The following is a 16399-nucleotide window of genomic DNA, read 5'->3' as shown; positions in this document are numbered from 1 at the left end:
TTGATGAGATTATTAAAATTGAATTAAAATGTTTACAGAAATAGAACAAGATAATTTAGCAGAAATCATTAATTCAAATGACACAGTAGTCGTTCAATATTCTGCATCATGGTGCGGAAATTGTAGAATCATGAAGCCTAAATTTAAAAAACTAGCCTCTGAAAATGAAGCCATACCTTTTTTAGTTGTTGATGCTGAAAAATTTCCAGAATCAAGAAAGCTAGCTAAAGTAGACAACTTACCTACTTTTGCTACTTTTAAAAATGGCGCTTTGGTGAACCAAACACAAACCAATAAAGCAGAGGTTTTAACAGAATTAGTTAACGAAGTAATTTAACGAGCTGGTAAACTTTTGAAAAAATATTTTTTTTAAACGAATCCACTCAAAATTAAAACATATGAAATTACCCGTTATTAAACAACTTACTCAGTTTATCGAAGAAAATGATGCCGATTATTTAGTAGAAACCATTGAAGTTCTTGAAAATCTAACTGAGGTTTCTTCTTTAAAAGATGAAGAGCTAGATGTGATTGGCGAATTAATATCCAATATGTATGGCGCTCTTGAGGTTCACAAATCTATCCAACAAGGCAAAGATAAAAAAGCAGCTCTTAACGAATTTATGCAACGTGTTTTAGGCTCAATTGATAAAGAATAAAAAAAACAGCGTCAGAAAATAAAATTTCCATTCTGACACTGTTTTTAATACTAAAATTCTAAAACTAACTTATTATTTACTTACTTTTTTACCATCTTATTCACTTTTACTCCATATTTACCCGATATTTGTACCCAATAAATTCCAGAAGTTAATTGTGAAGCATTAAATTGTATTTCGTTACTACCTTCAAATTTCTTTTCAAACAAAACTTGTCCTTTACTATTTACAATCTGTAAAGTATCAAACATATCTTGAGATTCGATTTTAAATACTACATTTTCATCTACCGGATTTGGATATATTGCAAATAAATTATCAGTATTTATTTTATTATCAAATGTATTTTCAATCCCGCGACTTGTAACACCATTACAACTTCCCATTATAAAATTCATCTTACTGTTAGCCGTATTATTTTCTCCACCTGTCGACAAGTTATAAGTATAATAAAAATAAACCGTTTGTCCAGCTGTAGCATTAATTTTATATGGAACATTCGCTTGAGCCAAATAACCTGGATAAGTTGCATTTAAAACGGTATTATAATACAATATTAATGTAGTGTTTCCTACTCCTGTTTTATTTGGTACAAAAGTCAAATAAGAACCACTAGCATCGTTTGTAATTACTACATTAAAATCGCCATTTGAAGCTACACGTGTACACGAATTAACTGGTGGTGGAGTTTGTGTTACTTCAGTAAAAGTAAATTGCTCCCAAGTATCTTGTGAATCGGTACCAACTTGTTTTAGAATACCAGCACTATTTAATTGCAGCCTTCTTAAATTACTTTCCAAGGTTGTCAAATAAAATTTACCATTTCCTGCTGGTGTAATTTGCCAACGTTCCCAAGTACCCGCATAACTACTAGGTTGCATGTCTGTAAAATCAGTATTATCTGATCGCAATCTAGGATTACCTTGACCTCCAACACAATCTATATAATAGCTATTATTTGGTGCTGCTGTAAACTTCCATTCTACCGTAGCTCCAGTAGTAGTAATTGCAGTACTAAAAGGGTCTTCTGATCCATTAGCACCTATTCTTTTGTTGTGAAAAGGATTGGCAATATAGTATGTCTTATTAGGGTCTGGCACGAAAGTAGCAATTGGATTTACTGTCAAACTAAAGATTTGAGTTGAAGTTGCACCACAAGCATTAGTATAAGTAGCCAGATAATTTCCAGCTTGATTTGTTTGAATATTTGATAAAGTTATCTCCCTAGAAGTAGCTGAAAAATTATTTGGCCCCGACCAAGACCAGCTACCACCTGATGTAGGCTGAGGCCCAAAAGCCACAGAACCACCTGCAGTTAATGACGCTGTTGCAACAGAATTCCATCCTTGAGAATTTACATTTAAATAAGGAACTATTGCTATAGGCTGACAAACATTTGTGTTTCCATCTACCCAAATAATATCGTCAATTGCAAATTGAAAATTAGATGCAGGAATTGCACCATCATTTCCTATTCTAAACATATAAGACATATCTTGAAAAGCAACCAAACCACCTAAATCACTTACAGGAATGGTTACTTGACCCCATTCTCCATTACGAACTAAGCCATATTTAGTTTGACCCGCAGGAAATTTTACTTCAGCAGCATTGGTAAAATTATCATTTACACCAATGAAAAACGAAACATTAGCAGGAATTTTTATTTTAAATTTCAACGAACCATTTTGTGTATAATTTGACATATTTTTACCAAAAAGTGTTGTAATACCAGCTCCAAACCAACCTTTAGAGCTATCATTTGTAAATGACAAAACATTTGTTCCTTCATAAGGCGCTATTGAATTATTTCTAACCAATGTTTCACCGAAGATATAAAACTCTGAATCTGTGCCAAATGCTAATTTTTTAGTTGAAGGAGTCGTATCTGTAAAAACACCAAATGTTCCGCTTTCTGCAGGAATAGTGCCATTAGACAATTCTACACTTCCATAACCATTCCATTTATAAACGCGCACATAATCTACATACATTTTTCCAGGTAAAGGAGCAGTCACTCCATTATTTGCAGTAACCCCAGGTAATGAACCTCCTACAGCCAAATTCAACAACATGTAAAATGGACGAGTAAATGGTGCAGTTACAGAATTATTAGCATCTATAGGAAAAGGATTTTCATACAAATCGAATTCATTATTACCATCTACCACAGTAAAACGAATTTGCGTGGGTTCCCAATAAATTCTGTATTTTACAAAACGATCATTTAAAGGAGTTGCAGCCACATAAGGTTTATTATAATCAACATCAGATGCAATATTCCCAACGCCTCCTCCAGGAACAGGAAAAAATGTATTTGCTCCTATATAATTATTAACGGTTGAATTTGTAGCCCCTTGCTGATTTCTAGCTGCTTGACTAAAACCCATTTCCATCATATCGATTTCTCCTTTTGCAGGCCATGGTAAATTAGCAGTGCCCAACATCCAAACGGCAGGCCATAAACCTTGATTTAAGTTAGGAACACGAACACGCACTTCAACCATTCCATAATGAATAGCTACTTTATTATCGCTGTTAACTTTTCCTGATGTAAACACTCTTGATCCAGAAACTTGATTTTTAGCTTCTAAAACTAAAGCTTTATTTCCAGCTTCTCCAGGAATATCAGCAATATAAACATTATTAGATTCGTAGGATTGTAATTCTTGATTTCCCCAGCCACATAAACCAATATTACAACCATCTCCTATGTCTTTAGACCATTGTTGCGTATTGAAAGTATTAAAATTATCTTCCCAGATTACTGGTCCTATTTGAGAAAAAGTAAAATGTACAAAAAAGAGAGAAAACAATAAAGTTATTTTTTGTATTCTCTTTACTACATTAAATCCCCTTAGTTTTTGTTCTTTAAAATAATTACAATTATTTTTTTTCATAATATATAGAGTTTGTTTGTTAGGTTTTCATTTCAAAACAATTTTGTAACTCAAAATAACAAAACCTAAAAAATAGGTTTGTTTTTTTACGATATTCCAAAAATAATGTTAAAAAAACAACTTATATATAATTTAGGGATTACAAAAAATATACAAAACAAAAAAGCTATCAGAAAGAATCTAAAAGTTTAAAAAAGTGATTTTTATCGGATTTTTAGAACAGTTTAAAGTGTTTTTTAATGGTTTCTATACACTTTTTAATAAGTCGAAAAAAATATAAAAGAATTTTGTATAGTTAATGTTGAGGAAAAAAAACAATAGAAAGACCTTTAATTATGAAATTAAATTCTACATTTTATAATTAAAGATCATTAAACAAGTAAGATGAATCTAAAAAGGTTGTTTTATACTTTTAGATTTGAAAAAACATAATACATTTCTGTAGCTATTTCAATACTTTTTAACTTGTATTTATTATCCATAATATTTGTATTATCAAATTCCTTTGGATCATCGTATTGAATTGAAAATCTTTTTTCCGCACCTTTCACCAATGGACAACCTTCATCGGCAGATGAACAAGTCATAATTGCAAAGAAACAAGTATCAGGATTAAATATATTATCATATTTTTTTGAAAAACCAATAATAGGCAAACCGTTTGAACTATATTTTATTGCGTAAACTGGATTATCCCCTTCGTTTAATTTCGAAACAGAAAATCCTTGAATACTTAGAATCTCTATAACTTTGGGAAATACAGAAGTGGCTTCTGTACCTCCTGAATAACTATTAACATTGGGCACTTTGAAATAATAAGCTAAAGTTTGCGCCCAAATTTGAGAAAAATGACTACGTCTCGAATTATGTGTACAAATAAAATTAAGATTAACAGTTTCCTTTAAATTGATTTTTTCTTGAATACTATCTATAAGTGGCTGTAAGACTATTTTTCTTTCCTCAGTAATAATTTGATTATTTAACTGCTCTATAGTTTCTTTTAGTATATTATACATTATATATTAAATTTAGCCCAGACAGTATAAACTATCCTTTTGCAGACGAAAGCGTTATGCATTCATTTTTATATAGCGACAATAGAAGCTAATATAAAAATGCTAAAAATAGCTTGAGACCAAAAAGATAGTTTGAATGGCTGGATTAGCTTATTAAAATTAACAACAACCTGAACCTGGAGTACAAGCATTTTCTTTTGCTTTCCATTCTCCTATTTTTACTTTCGTTTTTTCTTTTGGAATACCACAGGAATCACTTGCCAAACAAGTTGTCAATTTTGAGGTTAACAAGAAATTTTTTCCGTCAAAATCCAAATTAAATTTACCAATAGTATCTGGCATTTGATATTCCACTTCTATTTCTAAATCTTCAATACCAATACTATTTTCCGACAATTCTATGATATGAATTAGCTTTTCAGGATGCAAACGATGATCGTAATCATTCGCTTCCCATAATTGAAAGTTAACTACATCTTCTTTTCGAACCGTTCCACCACAATCGATAAAATGCTTCGAAATTTTCCCCACCTCTGTAACATGAAAATGAGAAGGTACTAATTCTCCATTGGGTAATTGAAAAGCAATTTCTGACAAGTTTTTTAAAGCGTTTTTTATTTCTGATAATTTCATAATAGTATTGTTTTAATTCGATTTAACAACATTTATTTTGCAACTGATTTGTGAGTCCTTTAAAATATTCTTCAATAATTTTTATAGTATCAGGATTTAAACAATAACATATAGCAGTTCCTTCAATGGTTCCTTTTATAATATTTACATTCTTCAATTCTTTAAGATGTTGAGAAACTGTCGGCTGAGCCAAAGGCAATTCACTAACAATATCTCCACATATACATGAATCAACACTTAACAAATATTGAATTATTGCGATTCTTGCAGGATGCGACATGGCTTTAAAAAGTGTTGCCAATTGATTTTGGTGCTCGGTAAAAAATTCTGATTTAGAAACTCCCATGAATATTTAAATTTACTTGCTTGGAATAATTTAAAAACGATTCTCGATACAAATTTATAAAGTAAAAATTAGCATTTTTTACTTTGTAAAATCACTCGAATTGACGTTTCTACAATTATTATCAATTACTATATTGCAATATTACGATATAATAATAAAATAAACAAAAAAAAAAGCCCAAACTTTCGTTTGAGCTTCATTTTCTATTAGAAATTCAGGATTATTTTTCTCCTTTTTCCATTTTAGCTTTTAATTCTGCTAATGCATCAATATCACCTAAAGTTGATTTTTCAACATTATTTGACGAAGAAACATTAGTTTCAACAGCTTTAGCCGCTTTTTCTTCTTCTTCACGGAAGATAGCTGTATGAGAAGCTACAACTCTTTTGAATTCTTTATTGAATTCAATTACTTTAAAGTCAGCAGTATCTCCTTTTTTCAATTTTTTACCATCTTCTTTCTCTAAATGACGTGTTGGAATGAAAGCCACTACATCATCACCAAAATCTACAGTTGCACCTTTGTCAACAATTTCTCCGATAGTTCCATTATGAATAGTACCTACAGCGTAAGCATCTTCATGTTTATCCCATGGGTTTTCAGTAGTTTGTTTGTGACCTAAAGATAATTTACGTCCTTCAACATCTAACTCTAAAACAACCACTTCCATTTTGTCACCTACGTTTACAAATTCAGATGGGTGCTTAATTTTCTTAGTCCAAGATAAATCAGAGATATACACTAAACCATCGATTCCTTCTTCTAATTCTACGAAAATACCAAAGTTTGTGAAGTTTCTAACGATACCTGTATGTTTAGAACCTACTGGGTATTTAGCCGTGATGTCAGTCCATGGATCTTGCGTCATTTGTTTGATACCTAAAGACATTTTTCTTTCTTCTCTATCTAAAGTTAAGATAACTGCTTCTACTTCATCACCAATTTTCATGAAATCTTGTGCACTTCTTAAGTGAGTTGACCAAGACATTTCAGAAACGTGGATTAAACCTTCAACACCTTCAGCTACTTCAATGAAAGCACCGTAATCTGCTAAAACAACAACTTTACCTTTAACTTTATCACCCACATTTAAGTCAGCACTTAAAGCATCCCAAGGGTGCGCGTTTAATTGTTTTAAACCTAATTGAATTCTTGTTTTTTCGTCATCGAAATCAAGGATTACAACGTTTAATTTTTGATCTAACTCAAGAACTTCGCTTGGGTGATTGATTCTAGACCAAGATAAGTCTGTAATATGGATTAATCCATCTACACCACCTAAGTCAATGAACACACCGTAAGAAGTAATGTTTTTAACCACACCTTCTAAAACTTGTCCTTTTTCTAATTGACCAATAATTTCTTTCTTTTGCTCTTCGATATCTGCCTCGATAAGCGCTTTGTGAGAAACAACTACGTTTTTGAATTCATGATTGATTTTCACTACTTTGAATTCCATAGTTTTGTTTACATACTGATCGTAATCACGGATTGGTTTTACATCAATTTGAGAACCTGGTAAGAATGCTTCAATTCCAAAAACATCTACAATCATACCCCCTTTAGTTCTGCATTTTACGAAACCATTCACGATTTCTCCAGACTCATGAGCAGCAATAACTCTATCCCAAGCTTTAATAGTTCTTGCTTTTCTGTGAGACAATACTAATTGACCTGTTTTATCCTCACGAATATCAATAAGTACTTCTACTTTGTCACCAACTTTTAAGTTAGGATTGTAACGAAATTCGTTTAAAGAGATAACACCTTCAGATTTAGCATTGATATCAACGATAGCGTCTCTATCAGTAATTCTAACTACAGTTCCTACTACTACTTCCTCAGCTTTAGTATCGATAAAAGTTTTAGATACTAAATCTTCAAATTCTTGTAAGTTTTTTTCATCTACTACATCAATACCTTCTTGGTAGTTGTGCCAGTTAAAATTTGCTAAAAACTCTTCTTGTGTTTTGTTAATTTCAGACATATGCTGATTTAAAATTTGTATGTTACGCTTATATGGATTTTTAAAAACAGACTAAAACGACAACAGTTGTTTATTTAAATTATTGATTCCTAATGAAAATCCATCTCTGTCAAAAGGTGCGCAAAATTACAAATAATTTATTAATTAACAAACATTTACATTAATAAAAAAGAAATACAGAGTAACGATTTAGTTTATTCAAAAAGGCATTAAAATATTTTTTAGTTTTTATAAATAAAATTATACTTTTAATTCAAAGAATTTGGAATAAAAAACTCAGAAACAAATGAAAAACAGCATTTTATTTTTACTATTACTAAGCATTATCAGTTGCCACACAAAAGAAACAAACGATACAAATCAAAAAAAGGAGCTCACTATTGATGCAACTCAAACAAAAAAACTAGAAAACAATAAAACCATTGCTAATTTAAACAAGATCAAAACTGACACTGTTACATTTGTTTCCCTAAATTTTGATTTTGACTATTCTCAATTAATTTTCAAAAAAAACAGTAAAGAAGAAAGTGTTATTTATGATTTGTTTCAAAATAAGAAAAACAATTTCAATAGAGGTGACATTTTAGAGATCAAAACTAAATTAGACACCATATACATAGCTGGCGATGGAGAAACATTAGATTATTCAGATTGGCTAATAGAAGTGAGAAGAATTAAAGAAGGAAAATTAACTTTATATAAAAATTCAAATCGTCCACCTTTAAAATACTTTCTTACGGAAGAAAATGATTTTTCAGAAACTTACTTAAATTTTATTTACTCTAGCGTTGAATATTATTTAGCTAACTCAAAAAAAGAGCTTGTGCTTACGACAATTGACAATAAAAACAATTCAATTATTTTTTCAATTGAAAACAGCGTTAGAGATAACAAAAATTACCTCATGATTGGATTATCTAATGATTTAGAAGATCACTTAGCCACATTTCAATGGTTATTCATAGATATAGAGAACAATACAATCTATGAATATGATTTACCTAACGACGAATTAATTCTATTTGAATAATGAAAAATAACTTTTTATCTGTTGAAGAATACATTCAAGTCTTTCCCCATGAAATACAACATGAATTAGAAAAAATTAGAAAAATCATCCTTGAAAACGCACCTAATTGTATTGAAAGCATATCTTATGGAATGCCTGCTTACAAATTAAACAAAAAACCATTAGTTTATTTTGCTGCATATCCAAAACATATCGGCTTCTACGCAACTCCATCTGGACATGAAGCATTTGAAAAAGAACTTTCTCATTACAAACAAGGAAAAGGATCAGTACAATTTCCCATCAACCAATCCATACCTTACGATCTTATAAAAAGAATGGTGCAATTTAGAGTAAAAGAAAACGAATCTAAGTAATTACTCCATTTTTCTCTTTTACCAATTGCATAACCAAATCAAACTGTTCCTTTTTAGTCATAAAAGAATTATCAATTTCAATAGCATCATTAGCTTTTACCAAAGGAGAATCATCTCTATGGGTATCAATATAATCTCTTTGTTCTACATTCTGAAGCACTTCTTCATAAGTAACATTTTGACCTTTTTCTATTAATTCGTCATATCTTCTTTGCGCCCTAGTTGAAGCAGAAGCATTCATAAATAATTTCAATTCAGCATCAGGAAAAACAACTGTACCTATATCTCTACCATCCATTACAATTGCCTTATCTCTTCCCATTGCTTGTTGTTGCTCTACTAGTTTTGCTCTAACTTCAGAAATTTCCGCTATTTTACTTACGTTTCTTGATACTTCTATTGTACGTATAGCTTGTTCAACATTTTCGCCATTTAAATACATTTCTCCAAAACCTAAAATTGGATTAAATTGAAATTGCAATTGAATGGCTGATAATTTTAAAATCAAACCCTCTTTATCTAAAAAACTTTCAGACACATAACCATTTTGCATCGCATAATAAGTAACCGCTCGATACATTGCACCAGTATCTACATAAACATATCCTAATTGTTTCGCTAATTGTTTCGCCAAAGTACTTTTCCCAGTTGACGAAAAACCATCTATTGCTATTGTAATCTTCTTCAAAATTTACAATTTTTATTTATTCTAAGTTAATCATTAAACCAAACATACTAGTACTCGCTGCTAAAGTGTATCGCGAATAGGAGTAATCAAATTTTATTTTACCAAATCGCAAACCAAAACCTGCAGATATTCCAGCAAAACTACGTTGGTCTAAAATTTTCAATTCTTGTCCTCTTCTAAAATTATATCCTAATCGAACATTAAATCCTTTTTCTGGAAATAATTCTGCTCCTAAAATGACATGTCGTAAGGCATTATTAAAAAAGGATACTTTTTCATCTATTACTTCACCATCTAAGGTGTTTTGCGCTCTATTTGGATTAGAAAATGCAATATTCCATTGCTGTAAGTTTTCCAATGTTAAATGCCAACGAATAGGCACATTCTCTAATAATTGTGAAATTCCAGCATCTATAGATAATGGTAATTTCTCTCTTGTAGCATCATAAGGAGTTATTTGATAACCCAAATTACGAACTGCCAGCCCATAATTAATATCATTTTTTTCATCCACATACAAAAAACCCAAATCGGTTGCAATCCCCCAGGAGTTATACGATTCTAAAGTTGAAGAAATTAGCTTCACATTTGTTCCCAGATACATTGTTGTCCATGGTATATTGTAAGCATACCCCAAAGACAAAGCGGCTTCACTACCTGTAAAATCAGAAGTGATATTTCCTAACTCGTCTCTACCTTCAAAAGTACCATAATTAATGTAGTTAATTCCCGCATGAAACGTTTGCACATGTTGATCCCAAGTATATGCATAGGCAGCCGTTCCATAAGACACCTCTCCATAATAACTACCATAATTGACTGATAGTCGATTATTCATTTTTTGATTAATAGTAGCTGGGTTATAAAAGGCCTGATTCACATCATAATCCACCACTGTAACCGTTTTACCTCCCAAAGCCGCTTGTCGAGGTGACTGTGCTAAATTTAGAAATTGATAGACATATTTACCTCCTATTTGCGCATGACAAAGAGTAATTGAAAAAACAAAAAACAACTGTAATTTTAATTTCATTTTTATCTTAATTACCAACCAGAAACCAATAATTTTCTAGCTGATTTTTCGCTACATTTTTGATATTTTGAATAGGCTTTAGCAGCCGCACTAACAATAGCATTCTCATTCTCTCCATTACAATATTTACTAATTGCATCGTGAATGGTGTATGCTTCTGGAGCCATCAGACCAGTTGTCCAAACCAATGGATTTGCATTCGCTTTGTCTATAAACGGAGAAAAAAAACTTTTACTATAGCATGCTAATATAATACAATCTCTTTTATTTTTGTCTATATTTTTAATTTCTTCATTAAGACTAAAATCCATTAAACCATCATGACCAATATACCCTATCAAATTAGAATTCCCATTTATTCCAATACTCTTATCATCAACAGTTATTGACTCTTTTAATTGACCTGAGCAGCTTTTTAAGAAATCTAATGTACATTGTTTGATAAATTTTCCATTATAAGCATCTGCAATCAAATATGCATTTTGACTCACATGTCTAAAAACCAATCGCTCCATTTTCACACTATCTATGACTTTGGTTTGAAGGAGTTTCCAATTTAAACTCTTTTTAAAAAATGTTTTAACACCGTAACCGCATCCCCAATACAAATTGTTTTTAGGATCTTGACCATTTCCAATATTTTTAGGAACAGGTACAATACCTTGATATTTATTATCGCACAAAGCTACTAAAATATGAATAACTTTTGTGGAATTATTATCAATGTCATTCTCGACTATATTTCTCTCTATTGAAATTTCATTATTTTCCTTAACCTGAACTTCACTTTTCTCTTTAGCAATAATAAAACTATATACAAAAGAATAAATAGCAGCATAAAAATAAAACATAGATATTTGATTTAAATTGATAACGCTGGTTTGATTTTAAAATTATATATTACAAATAGATTAAATAAAAATGCCTAAATATTTAACATATTTAGGCAAATAAAATAATTAACACTAAGAATTACTCTAATTTCTTAGCATGTTTTACTTTTTGATCTGTAATAGCTATTGCAATCACTTCACTCATTCTATCTACATAATGAAAAGTAAGTCCTTTTAAATATTCAGGTTTAATTTCATCAATATCTCTTTTGTTTTCATGACATAGGATAATTTCTTTAATATTTGCCCTTTTGGCAGCTAATATCTTTTCTTTAATTCCTCCTACGGGCAATACTTTACCTCTCAAAGTAATTTCTCCCGTCATGGCTAAACTTTTCTTGACTTTCTTTTGTGTATATGTTGACACCATAGAAGTCAACATAGCAATACCTGCACTTGGTCCGTCTTTAGGTGTAGCTCCTTCTGGCACGTGAATGTGAATGTTGTTATTATTAAGCACTTCGCTTGAAATTCCTAATAAATCACTATTCGATTTAATATATTCTAAAGCAATAGTAACCGATTCTTTCATTACTGTACCTAAATTCCCGGTCATAGTCATCGCTCCTTTACCTTTAGAGATAGTGGATTCGATAAATAAAATATCACCCCCAACAGAAGTCCATGCTAATCCTGTAACCACACCCGCTGTATCATTGTTTTCATATTTATCGCGCTCTAAACGAGGCGCCTTTAAAACAGTAAGAATATCTTCATCAGTTACTGTTTTATTATATTCCTCTTCCATTGCGATAGATTTTGCTGCATGACGAACAACCTGTGCAATTTTCTTTTCTAAACCACGCACACCTGATTCTCTAGTGTAACCAACCACAATTTTTTCAAGTTGTTTTTTCCCTATCTGTAAATCATTTTCACTTAAACCATGTTCTTTTAATTGTTTTGGCAATAAATGTCTTTTTGCAATTTCTACTTTTTCTTCTATAGTATATCCAGACATATTTATTACTTCCATTCTATCTTTCAAAGCAGGTTGAATAGTTGCCATATTATTTGAAGTAGCAATAAACATCACCTTAGACAAGTCATATCCTATTTCTAAGAAATTATCATGAAATTCTCCATTTTGTTCTGGATCTAAAACTTCTAATAAAGCCGAAGACGGATCACCATTAAAACTACTTGATAATTTATCAATTTCATCTAAAACAAAAACAGGATTTGATGTTTTGGCTTTCTTAATACTTTGAATAATACGCCCTGGCATTGCTCCTATATATGTCTTTCTATGTCCACGTATTTCCGCTTCATCTCTCATTCCACCTAAGGAAACGCGTACATATTCTCTTCCTAATGCTTCAGCAATTGATTTTCCAATTGATGTTTTCCCTACACCCGGAGGACCAAAAAGACATAAAATAGGCGATTTCATATCATTACGTAATTTTAAAACTGCTAAATGTTCAATAATACGCTTTTTCACATCGTCTAGTCCAAAATGATCTCTATCTAATATTTTTTGAGCTCTTTTTAAATCAAAATTATCTTTAGAATATTCATTCCAAGGTAAATCTAAAAACAATTCTAAATAATTGCGTTGGATACCAAAATCAGGCGAATTAGGATTAGATCGTTGTAATTTTGAAACTTCTTTTTCGAAATGTGTCGCTACTTTCTCGTCCCATTTTTTCGCTTTAGCCTTAGCTCTCATTTCTTCAATTTCTGCTTCATAAGAAACACCACCCAATTCTTCCTGAATCGTTTTCATTTGCTGATGCAAGAAATACTCCCTTTGTTGTTGGTCTAAATCAAAACGCACTTTAGACTGAATATCATTTTTCAACTCGAGTTTTTGCAACTCTAAATTCATAAAACGAAGTGTTTCTAAAGCTCTCTCTTTTAAATTATGTATAGATAATAAATTTTGTTTTTCTGGAACAGACAAGTTCATATTTGAAGAAACAAAATTGATTAAAAATGGATTACTTTCAATATTTTTGATCGCAAATGTTGCTTCGGTAGGAATATTCGGACTTTCTTTTATTATTTGAATAGCTAAATCTTTTATTGAATCTACAATAGTATTAAATTCAACATCATCAGCGGAAGGTCGTTCTTCGTTTACTTCTTTTATAGTTGCTTTTAAATAAGGTTCTTCTTGAGTGAAAGTATCTATTTCAAAACGTTTTTTACCCTGCAGAATTACAGTAGTATTCCCATCAGGCATTTTTAAAACTCTAATAATTCGAGCTACAGTACCAATATGATACACATCATTTGGCGTAGGTTCTTCCACATCCTCGTCAATTTGAGCTACTACACCAATGACTTTTCCACCAGCATTAGCATCATTAATTAATTTTATCGACTTATCTCTACCAGCCGTTATAGGAATAACAACCCCAGGAAATAAAACAGTATTTCTTAAAGAAAGAATAGGTAAATCATTTGGCAACTGTTCGTTATTCATTTCTTCCTCATCTTCAGGAGTTAATAAAGGTATTAATTCTGCATCTGAATTAATTTCCTGAAGTGACAAGTTGTCAAATGTTAGTATTTTTTGATTTGGCATAACTATAAAAGGGTCATTTTGTCATTAATAACTTAAAATATTAGTTATTATTGCCTTACAAAATTAACATTAAAATATTGAAAATCAGCAATAATAACAAAAATTGCTTTTTACAAGCTATTAATAGAGTCAAGATTTATGCCATAAAAAAAATCCTGAATTTTTTTTCAGGATTTTAACTTTTCTAATCAATTAAAACAAAGTATAATCAACAAGATAACTTGAAGAATTAGCTCCGCCTCCAATAGTCGTTGATTTTATAATACCAACATCTTTAGCGAACCAATATTCAGATGATATGGTTGTAGAAGGTGCACCAGGAAAACTACTCGTTTGGTCGATTTTTACTTTTATTATATTAGTAAAGACTTCATTATCTATGCTTTCAGAAACCCCTTTTGCTAAAATAGTTGCTACATAATTTACAGTAAGCGTTATTGGAGGAATCCCAGTATAAGTTGTAGTTTGAGTATAACTACCTGTCCATGTCCCATTTACAGGTATATTATCTTTTAACACTATAAATTCAAATCCCGTTTGAGTACCCGTAAGACCTCCTCCTGCATCTATAGTAAAATCATGCGTTTTCAATTTATAAACTCCAGACGCTTTTGTCATACTCGTCGTAACCACACCCGAAGAAGAAGCTCCACTTCCATTTTGAGGCGCAAATTTATAATACAATTGTCCATTAATCGTTTCTGTTGCAATTATTTTCATAGTAGAAGACGATCCATTTGAATCATAAATCCATTCATTATTAATTGCTGCTGGCCAATAATCACCAGATGAAGTTCCTCCAGTATTTCCTCCACCATTTGATCCTGACCCAGAACCATTATTATTTCCAGAATTTACTTGATTAGCTAGTACTGGATCTAAAGGTTCAACCTCACTACATGACACAAATGCTAATACTAAAGCGATAAATACAAAAAAATTGTTTATTTTATTCATTATATAAAATTTATTGAGTTCACAAAAATAGTCATTAACTTATTTTTTTTGGCACTCTAATTAACAAAAAGATTCCTATTATAAAAAAAGCAGTTAAAAAAACAATTGCATTTCTCATAGATCCAGAAATTTGATCGATAGTAGCAAAAATTCCCATACCTATAACAATCCCAATTTTTTCCGCTACATCATAAAAACTAAAATATGAAGTAGTATCTTCTGTAAGTGGCAAATACTTTGAATAAGTAGATCGAGACAACGATTGAATTCCTCCCATAACTAAACCTACAAAAGCTGCTGTTACATAAAAATGAATAGGCTCAGTTACAAAAAAAGCAAAAACACATATAACAGCCCAAATACAGTTTATAAGCAATAAAGCTTTTATATTACCAATTTTAAAAGCCAACCTTGATGTTAAAAAAGCTCCCAAAATGGCTACTAACTGAATCATCAATATACTTATAATTAAGCCTTGTGTTTTTTCATCATTAGTTGACCAATTGATTTCTTGTTCACCAAAATAGGTAGCTACAAGCATTACCGTTTGTACAGCCATACTGTAAACAAAAAAGGCAATCAAATAGCGCTTTAATGCTAAATTATGAAAAAGTTGTTTTTGTACTTTCAATAGTTCTTTAAACCCATTAAACAGTACATGAGTAGTCATTTTATTATTACTTTTATTTCCTTTTGGTAAATAATAAAATGTATATTGACTAAAAAGTAACCACCAAATTCCAGTTAAAATAAATGACAACCGCATAGCAACTATAGAATCCTCATCTGTCTCTCTAGTTAATATCAAACCCAAACAAGCAAGTAATAAAATTACACTACCAAAATACCCTAATGAATATCCTTTTGCACTTAAAGCATCTTGTTGTTCTTCATAAGCAATATCAGGCAAATAAGAATTATAATACACAATACTTCCCCAAAAGCCAATCAATCCAAAATAAAAACAACTAATTCCCCAATATACATTTTCCGGAGTAAACCAGTAAAGACCTATACAAGACAACGCACCTAAATAACAAAAAAACTGCATAAATCTCTTTTTATTACCTACAAAATCTGCAATACCTGACAATAAAGGAGACAAAACTGCCACGGTTAAAAAGGCAAACGCAGTAACATAACTAATTAAAGCCGTACTTTTAAAATCGTGTCCTAAAAACGAAATTGTAGGGTTTTCTTTTGAATACAAAACACCAAAATACAAAGGGAATATGCTTGAGGAAATAACCAAAGAATACACTGAATTAGCCCAATCATAAAACGCCCAAGCATTTAATAATCTTTTTTCGCCTTTTTGTAATTTTTCCATATTTAATTTGAATAAAAAATCCCGATTTAAATCGGGAC

Annotated in this window: 15 protein-coding genes; 4 read left to right on the top strand and 11 right to left on the bottom strand. The window is 30.9% G+C overall.

All coding sequences use genetic code 11. From position 1 onward, the window contains the following. Window positions 1-28: 28 nt before the first annotated feature. Both HALO113_RS00820 and HALO113_RS00815 read left to right on the top strand, forming a co-directional pair. Window positions 29-337: a co-chaperone YbbN gene (locus HALO113_RS00820; protein WP_159777212.1), complete on the top strand. Its 309-nt coding sequence runs from the start codon at window positions 29-31 to the stop codon at window positions 335-337. Window positions 338-398: 61 nt separating this feature from the next. Continuing rightward, on the top strand, window positions 399-659 hold the full coding sequence (locus HALO113_RS00815; protein WP_159777211.1) for a hypothetical protein: 261 nt from the start codon (window positions 399-401) through the stop codon (window positions 657-659). A gap of 80 nt (window positions 660-739) precedes the next feature. Here HALO113_RS00815 and HALO113_RS00810 read toward each other — a convergent pair whose 3' ends face one another. From HALO113_RS00810 to rpsA, 5 genes are all read right to left on the bottom strand, one after another. Next, entirely contained in the window at window positions 740-3559 is a 2820-nt protein-coding gene (locus HALO113_RS00810; RefSeq protein ID WP_159777210.1) for a family 16 glycosylhydrolase, read from the bottom strand. A gap of 404 nt (window positions 3560-3963) precedes the next feature. Further along, the gene (locus HALO113_RS00805; RefSeq protein ID WP_159777209.1) at window positions 3964-4575 is read right to left on the bottom strand and encodes a protein-tyrosine-phosphatase; all 612 of its coding nucleotides are present in this window, start codon (window positions 4573-4575) and stop codon (window positions 3964-3966) included. Between the two features lie 159 nt (window positions 4576-4734). After that, window positions 4735-5208, bottom strand: coding sequence for a DUF6428 family protein (locus tag HALO113_RS00800; protein WP_159777208.1), 474 nt, complete (start codon window positions 5206-5208; stop codon window positions 4735-4737). 22 nt (window positions 5209-5230) lie between these two features. Next, entirely contained in the window at window positions 5231-5554 is a 324-nt protein-coding gene (locus tag HALO113_RS00795) for a helix-turn-helix transcriptional regulator (RefSeq protein ID WP_159777207.1), read from the bottom strand. Between the two features lie 220 nt (window positions 5555-5774). Beyond that, window positions 5775-7541, bottom strand: coding sequence for a 30S ribosomal protein S1 (gene rpsA / locus HALO113_RS00790; RefSeq protein WP_159777206.1), 1767 nt, complete (start codon window positions 7539-7541; stop codon window positions 5775-5777). Between the two features lie 286 nt (window positions 7542-7827). On the opposite strand from rpsA, the gene HALO113_RS00785 reads away from it, so the two are divergent. After that, window positions 7828-8571 (top strand): hypothetical protein, encoded by a 744-nt coding sequence (locus tag HALO113_RS00785; protein ID WP_159777205.1) that lies wholly within the window; start codon window positions 7828-7830, stop codon window positions 8569-8571. Beyond that, window positions 8571-8927, top strand: a complete 357-nt coding sequence (locus HALO113_RS00780; RefSeq protein WP_159777204.1) for an iron chaperone — start codon at window positions 8571-8573, stop codon at window positions 8925-8927. The genes HALO113_RS00785 and HALO113_RS00780 overlap by 1 nt, the downstream gene beginning before the upstream one ends. Here HALO113_RS00780 and cmk read toward each other — a convergent pair. From cmk to HALO113_RS00750, 6 genes are all read right to left on the bottom strand, one after another. Then, window positions 8920-9615 carry a (d)CMP kinase gene (cmk, locus tag HALO113_RS00775; RefSeq protein ID WP_159777203.1) on the bottom strand — a complete coding sequence of 232 codons (696 nt, stop codon included), beginning with the start codon at window positions 9613-9615 and terminating at the stop codon, window positions 8920-8922. The two genes, HALO113_RS00780 and cmk, sit on opposite strands and share 8 nt — an antisense overlap. A gap of 16 nt (window positions 9616-9631) precedes the next feature. Further along, the gene (gene porQ / locus HALO113_RS00770) at window positions 9632-10648 is read right to left on the bottom strand and encodes a type IX secretion system protein PorQ (RefSeq protein ID WP_159777202.1); all 1017 of its coding nucleotides are present in this window, start codon (window positions 10646-10648) and stop codon (window positions 9632-9634) included. 11 nt (window positions 10649-10659) lie between these two features. Further along, window positions 10660-11499: a hypothetical protein gene (locus tag HALO113_RS00765; RefSeq protein ID WP_236554556.1), complete on the bottom strand. Its 840-nt coding sequence runs from the start codon at window positions 11497-11499 to the stop codon at window positions 10660-10662. Between the two features lie 121 nt (window positions 11500-11620). After that, window positions 11621-14074: an endopeptidase La gene (lon, locus tag HALO113_RS00760; RefSeq protein ID WP_159777201.1), complete on the bottom strand. Its 2454-nt coding sequence runs from the start codon at window positions 14072-14074 to the stop codon at window positions 11621-11623. Window positions 14075-14266: 192 nt separating this feature from the next. Beyond that, window positions 14267-15031, bottom strand: a complete 765-nt coding sequence (locus HALO113_RS00755; protein ID WP_159777200.1) for a hypothetical protein — start codon at window positions 15029-15031, stop codon at window positions 14267-14269. Between the two features lie 34 nt (window positions 15032-15065). Beyond that, complete coding sequence (locus HALO113_RS00750) at window positions 15066-16361, bottom strand: MFS transporter (protein ID WP_159777199.1); 1296 nt, start codon at window positions 16359-16361, stop codon at window positions 15066-15068. Window positions 16362-16399: the final 38 nt, after the last annotated feature.

It is taken from the genome of Flavobacterium sp. 9AF (assembly GCF_902506265.1).
In the GTDB taxonomy this organism is placed as follows: domain Bacteria; phylum Bacteroidota; class Bacteroidia; order Flavobacteriales; family Flavobacteriaceae; genus Flavobacterium.
The sequence above is the reverse complement of the archived record's forward strand: the minus strand, read 5'-3'. Positions and strand labels throughout refer to the sequence as shown.

Excerpts from the sequence above, each read along its gene's own strand:
- HALO113_RS00820 (WP_159777212.1), top strand. The coding sequence starts at position 29 with ATGTTTACAGAAATAGAACAAGATAATTTAGCAGAAATCATTAATTCA.
- HALO113_RS00815 (WP_159777211.1), top strand. The coding sequence starts at position 399 with ATGAAATTACCCGTTATTAAACAACTTACTCAGTTTATCGAAGAAAAT.
- HALO113_RS00810 (WP_159777210.1), bottom strand. The coding sequence starts at position 3,559 with ATGAAAAAAAATAATTGTAATTATTTTAAAGAACAAAAACTAAGGGGA.
- HALO113_RS00805 (WP_159777209.1), bottom strand. The coding sequence starts at position 4,575 with ATGTATAATATACTAAAAGAAACTATAGAGCAGTTAAATAATCAAATT.
- HALO113_RS00800 (WP_159777208.1), bottom strand. The coding sequence starts at position 5,208 with ATGAAATTATCAGAAATAAAAAACGCTTTAAAAAACTTGTCAGAAATT.
- HALO113_RS00795 (WP_159777207.1), bottom strand. The coding sequence starts at position 5,554 with ATGGGAGTTTCTAAATCAGAATTTTTTACCGAGCACCAAAATCAATTG.
- rpsA (WP_159777206.1), bottom strand. The coding sequence starts at position 7,541 with ATGTCTGAAATTAACAAAACACAAGAAGAGTTTTTAGCAAATTTTAAC.
- HALO113_RS00785 (WP_159777205.1), top strand. The coding sequence starts at position 7,828 with ATGAAAAACAGCATTTTATTTTTACTATTACTAAGCATTATCAGTTGC.
- HALO113_RS00780 (WP_159777204.1), top strand. The coding sequence starts at position 8,571 with ATGAAAAATAACTTTTTATCTGTTGAAGAATACATTCAAGTCTTTCCC.
- porQ (WP_159777202.1), bottom strand. The coding sequence starts at position 10,648 with ATGAAATTAAAATTACAGTTGTTTTTTGTTTTTTCAATTACTCTTTGT.
- HALO113_RS00765 (WP_236554556.1), bottom strand. The coding sequence starts at position 11,499 with ATGTTTTATTTTTATGCTGCTATTTATTCTTTTGTATATAGTTTTATT.
- lon (WP_159777201.1), bottom strand. The coding sequence starts at position 14,074 with ATGCCAAATCAAAAAATACTAACATTTGACAACTTGTCACTTCAGGAA.
- HALO113_RS00755 (WP_159777200.1), bottom strand. The coding sequence starts at position 15,031 with ATGAATAAAATAAACAATTTTTTTGTATTTATCGCTTTAGTATTAGCA.
- HALO113_RS00750 (WP_159777199.1), bottom strand. The coding sequence starts at position 16,361 with ATGGAAAAATTACAAAAAGGCGAAAAAAGATTATTAAATGCTTGGGCG.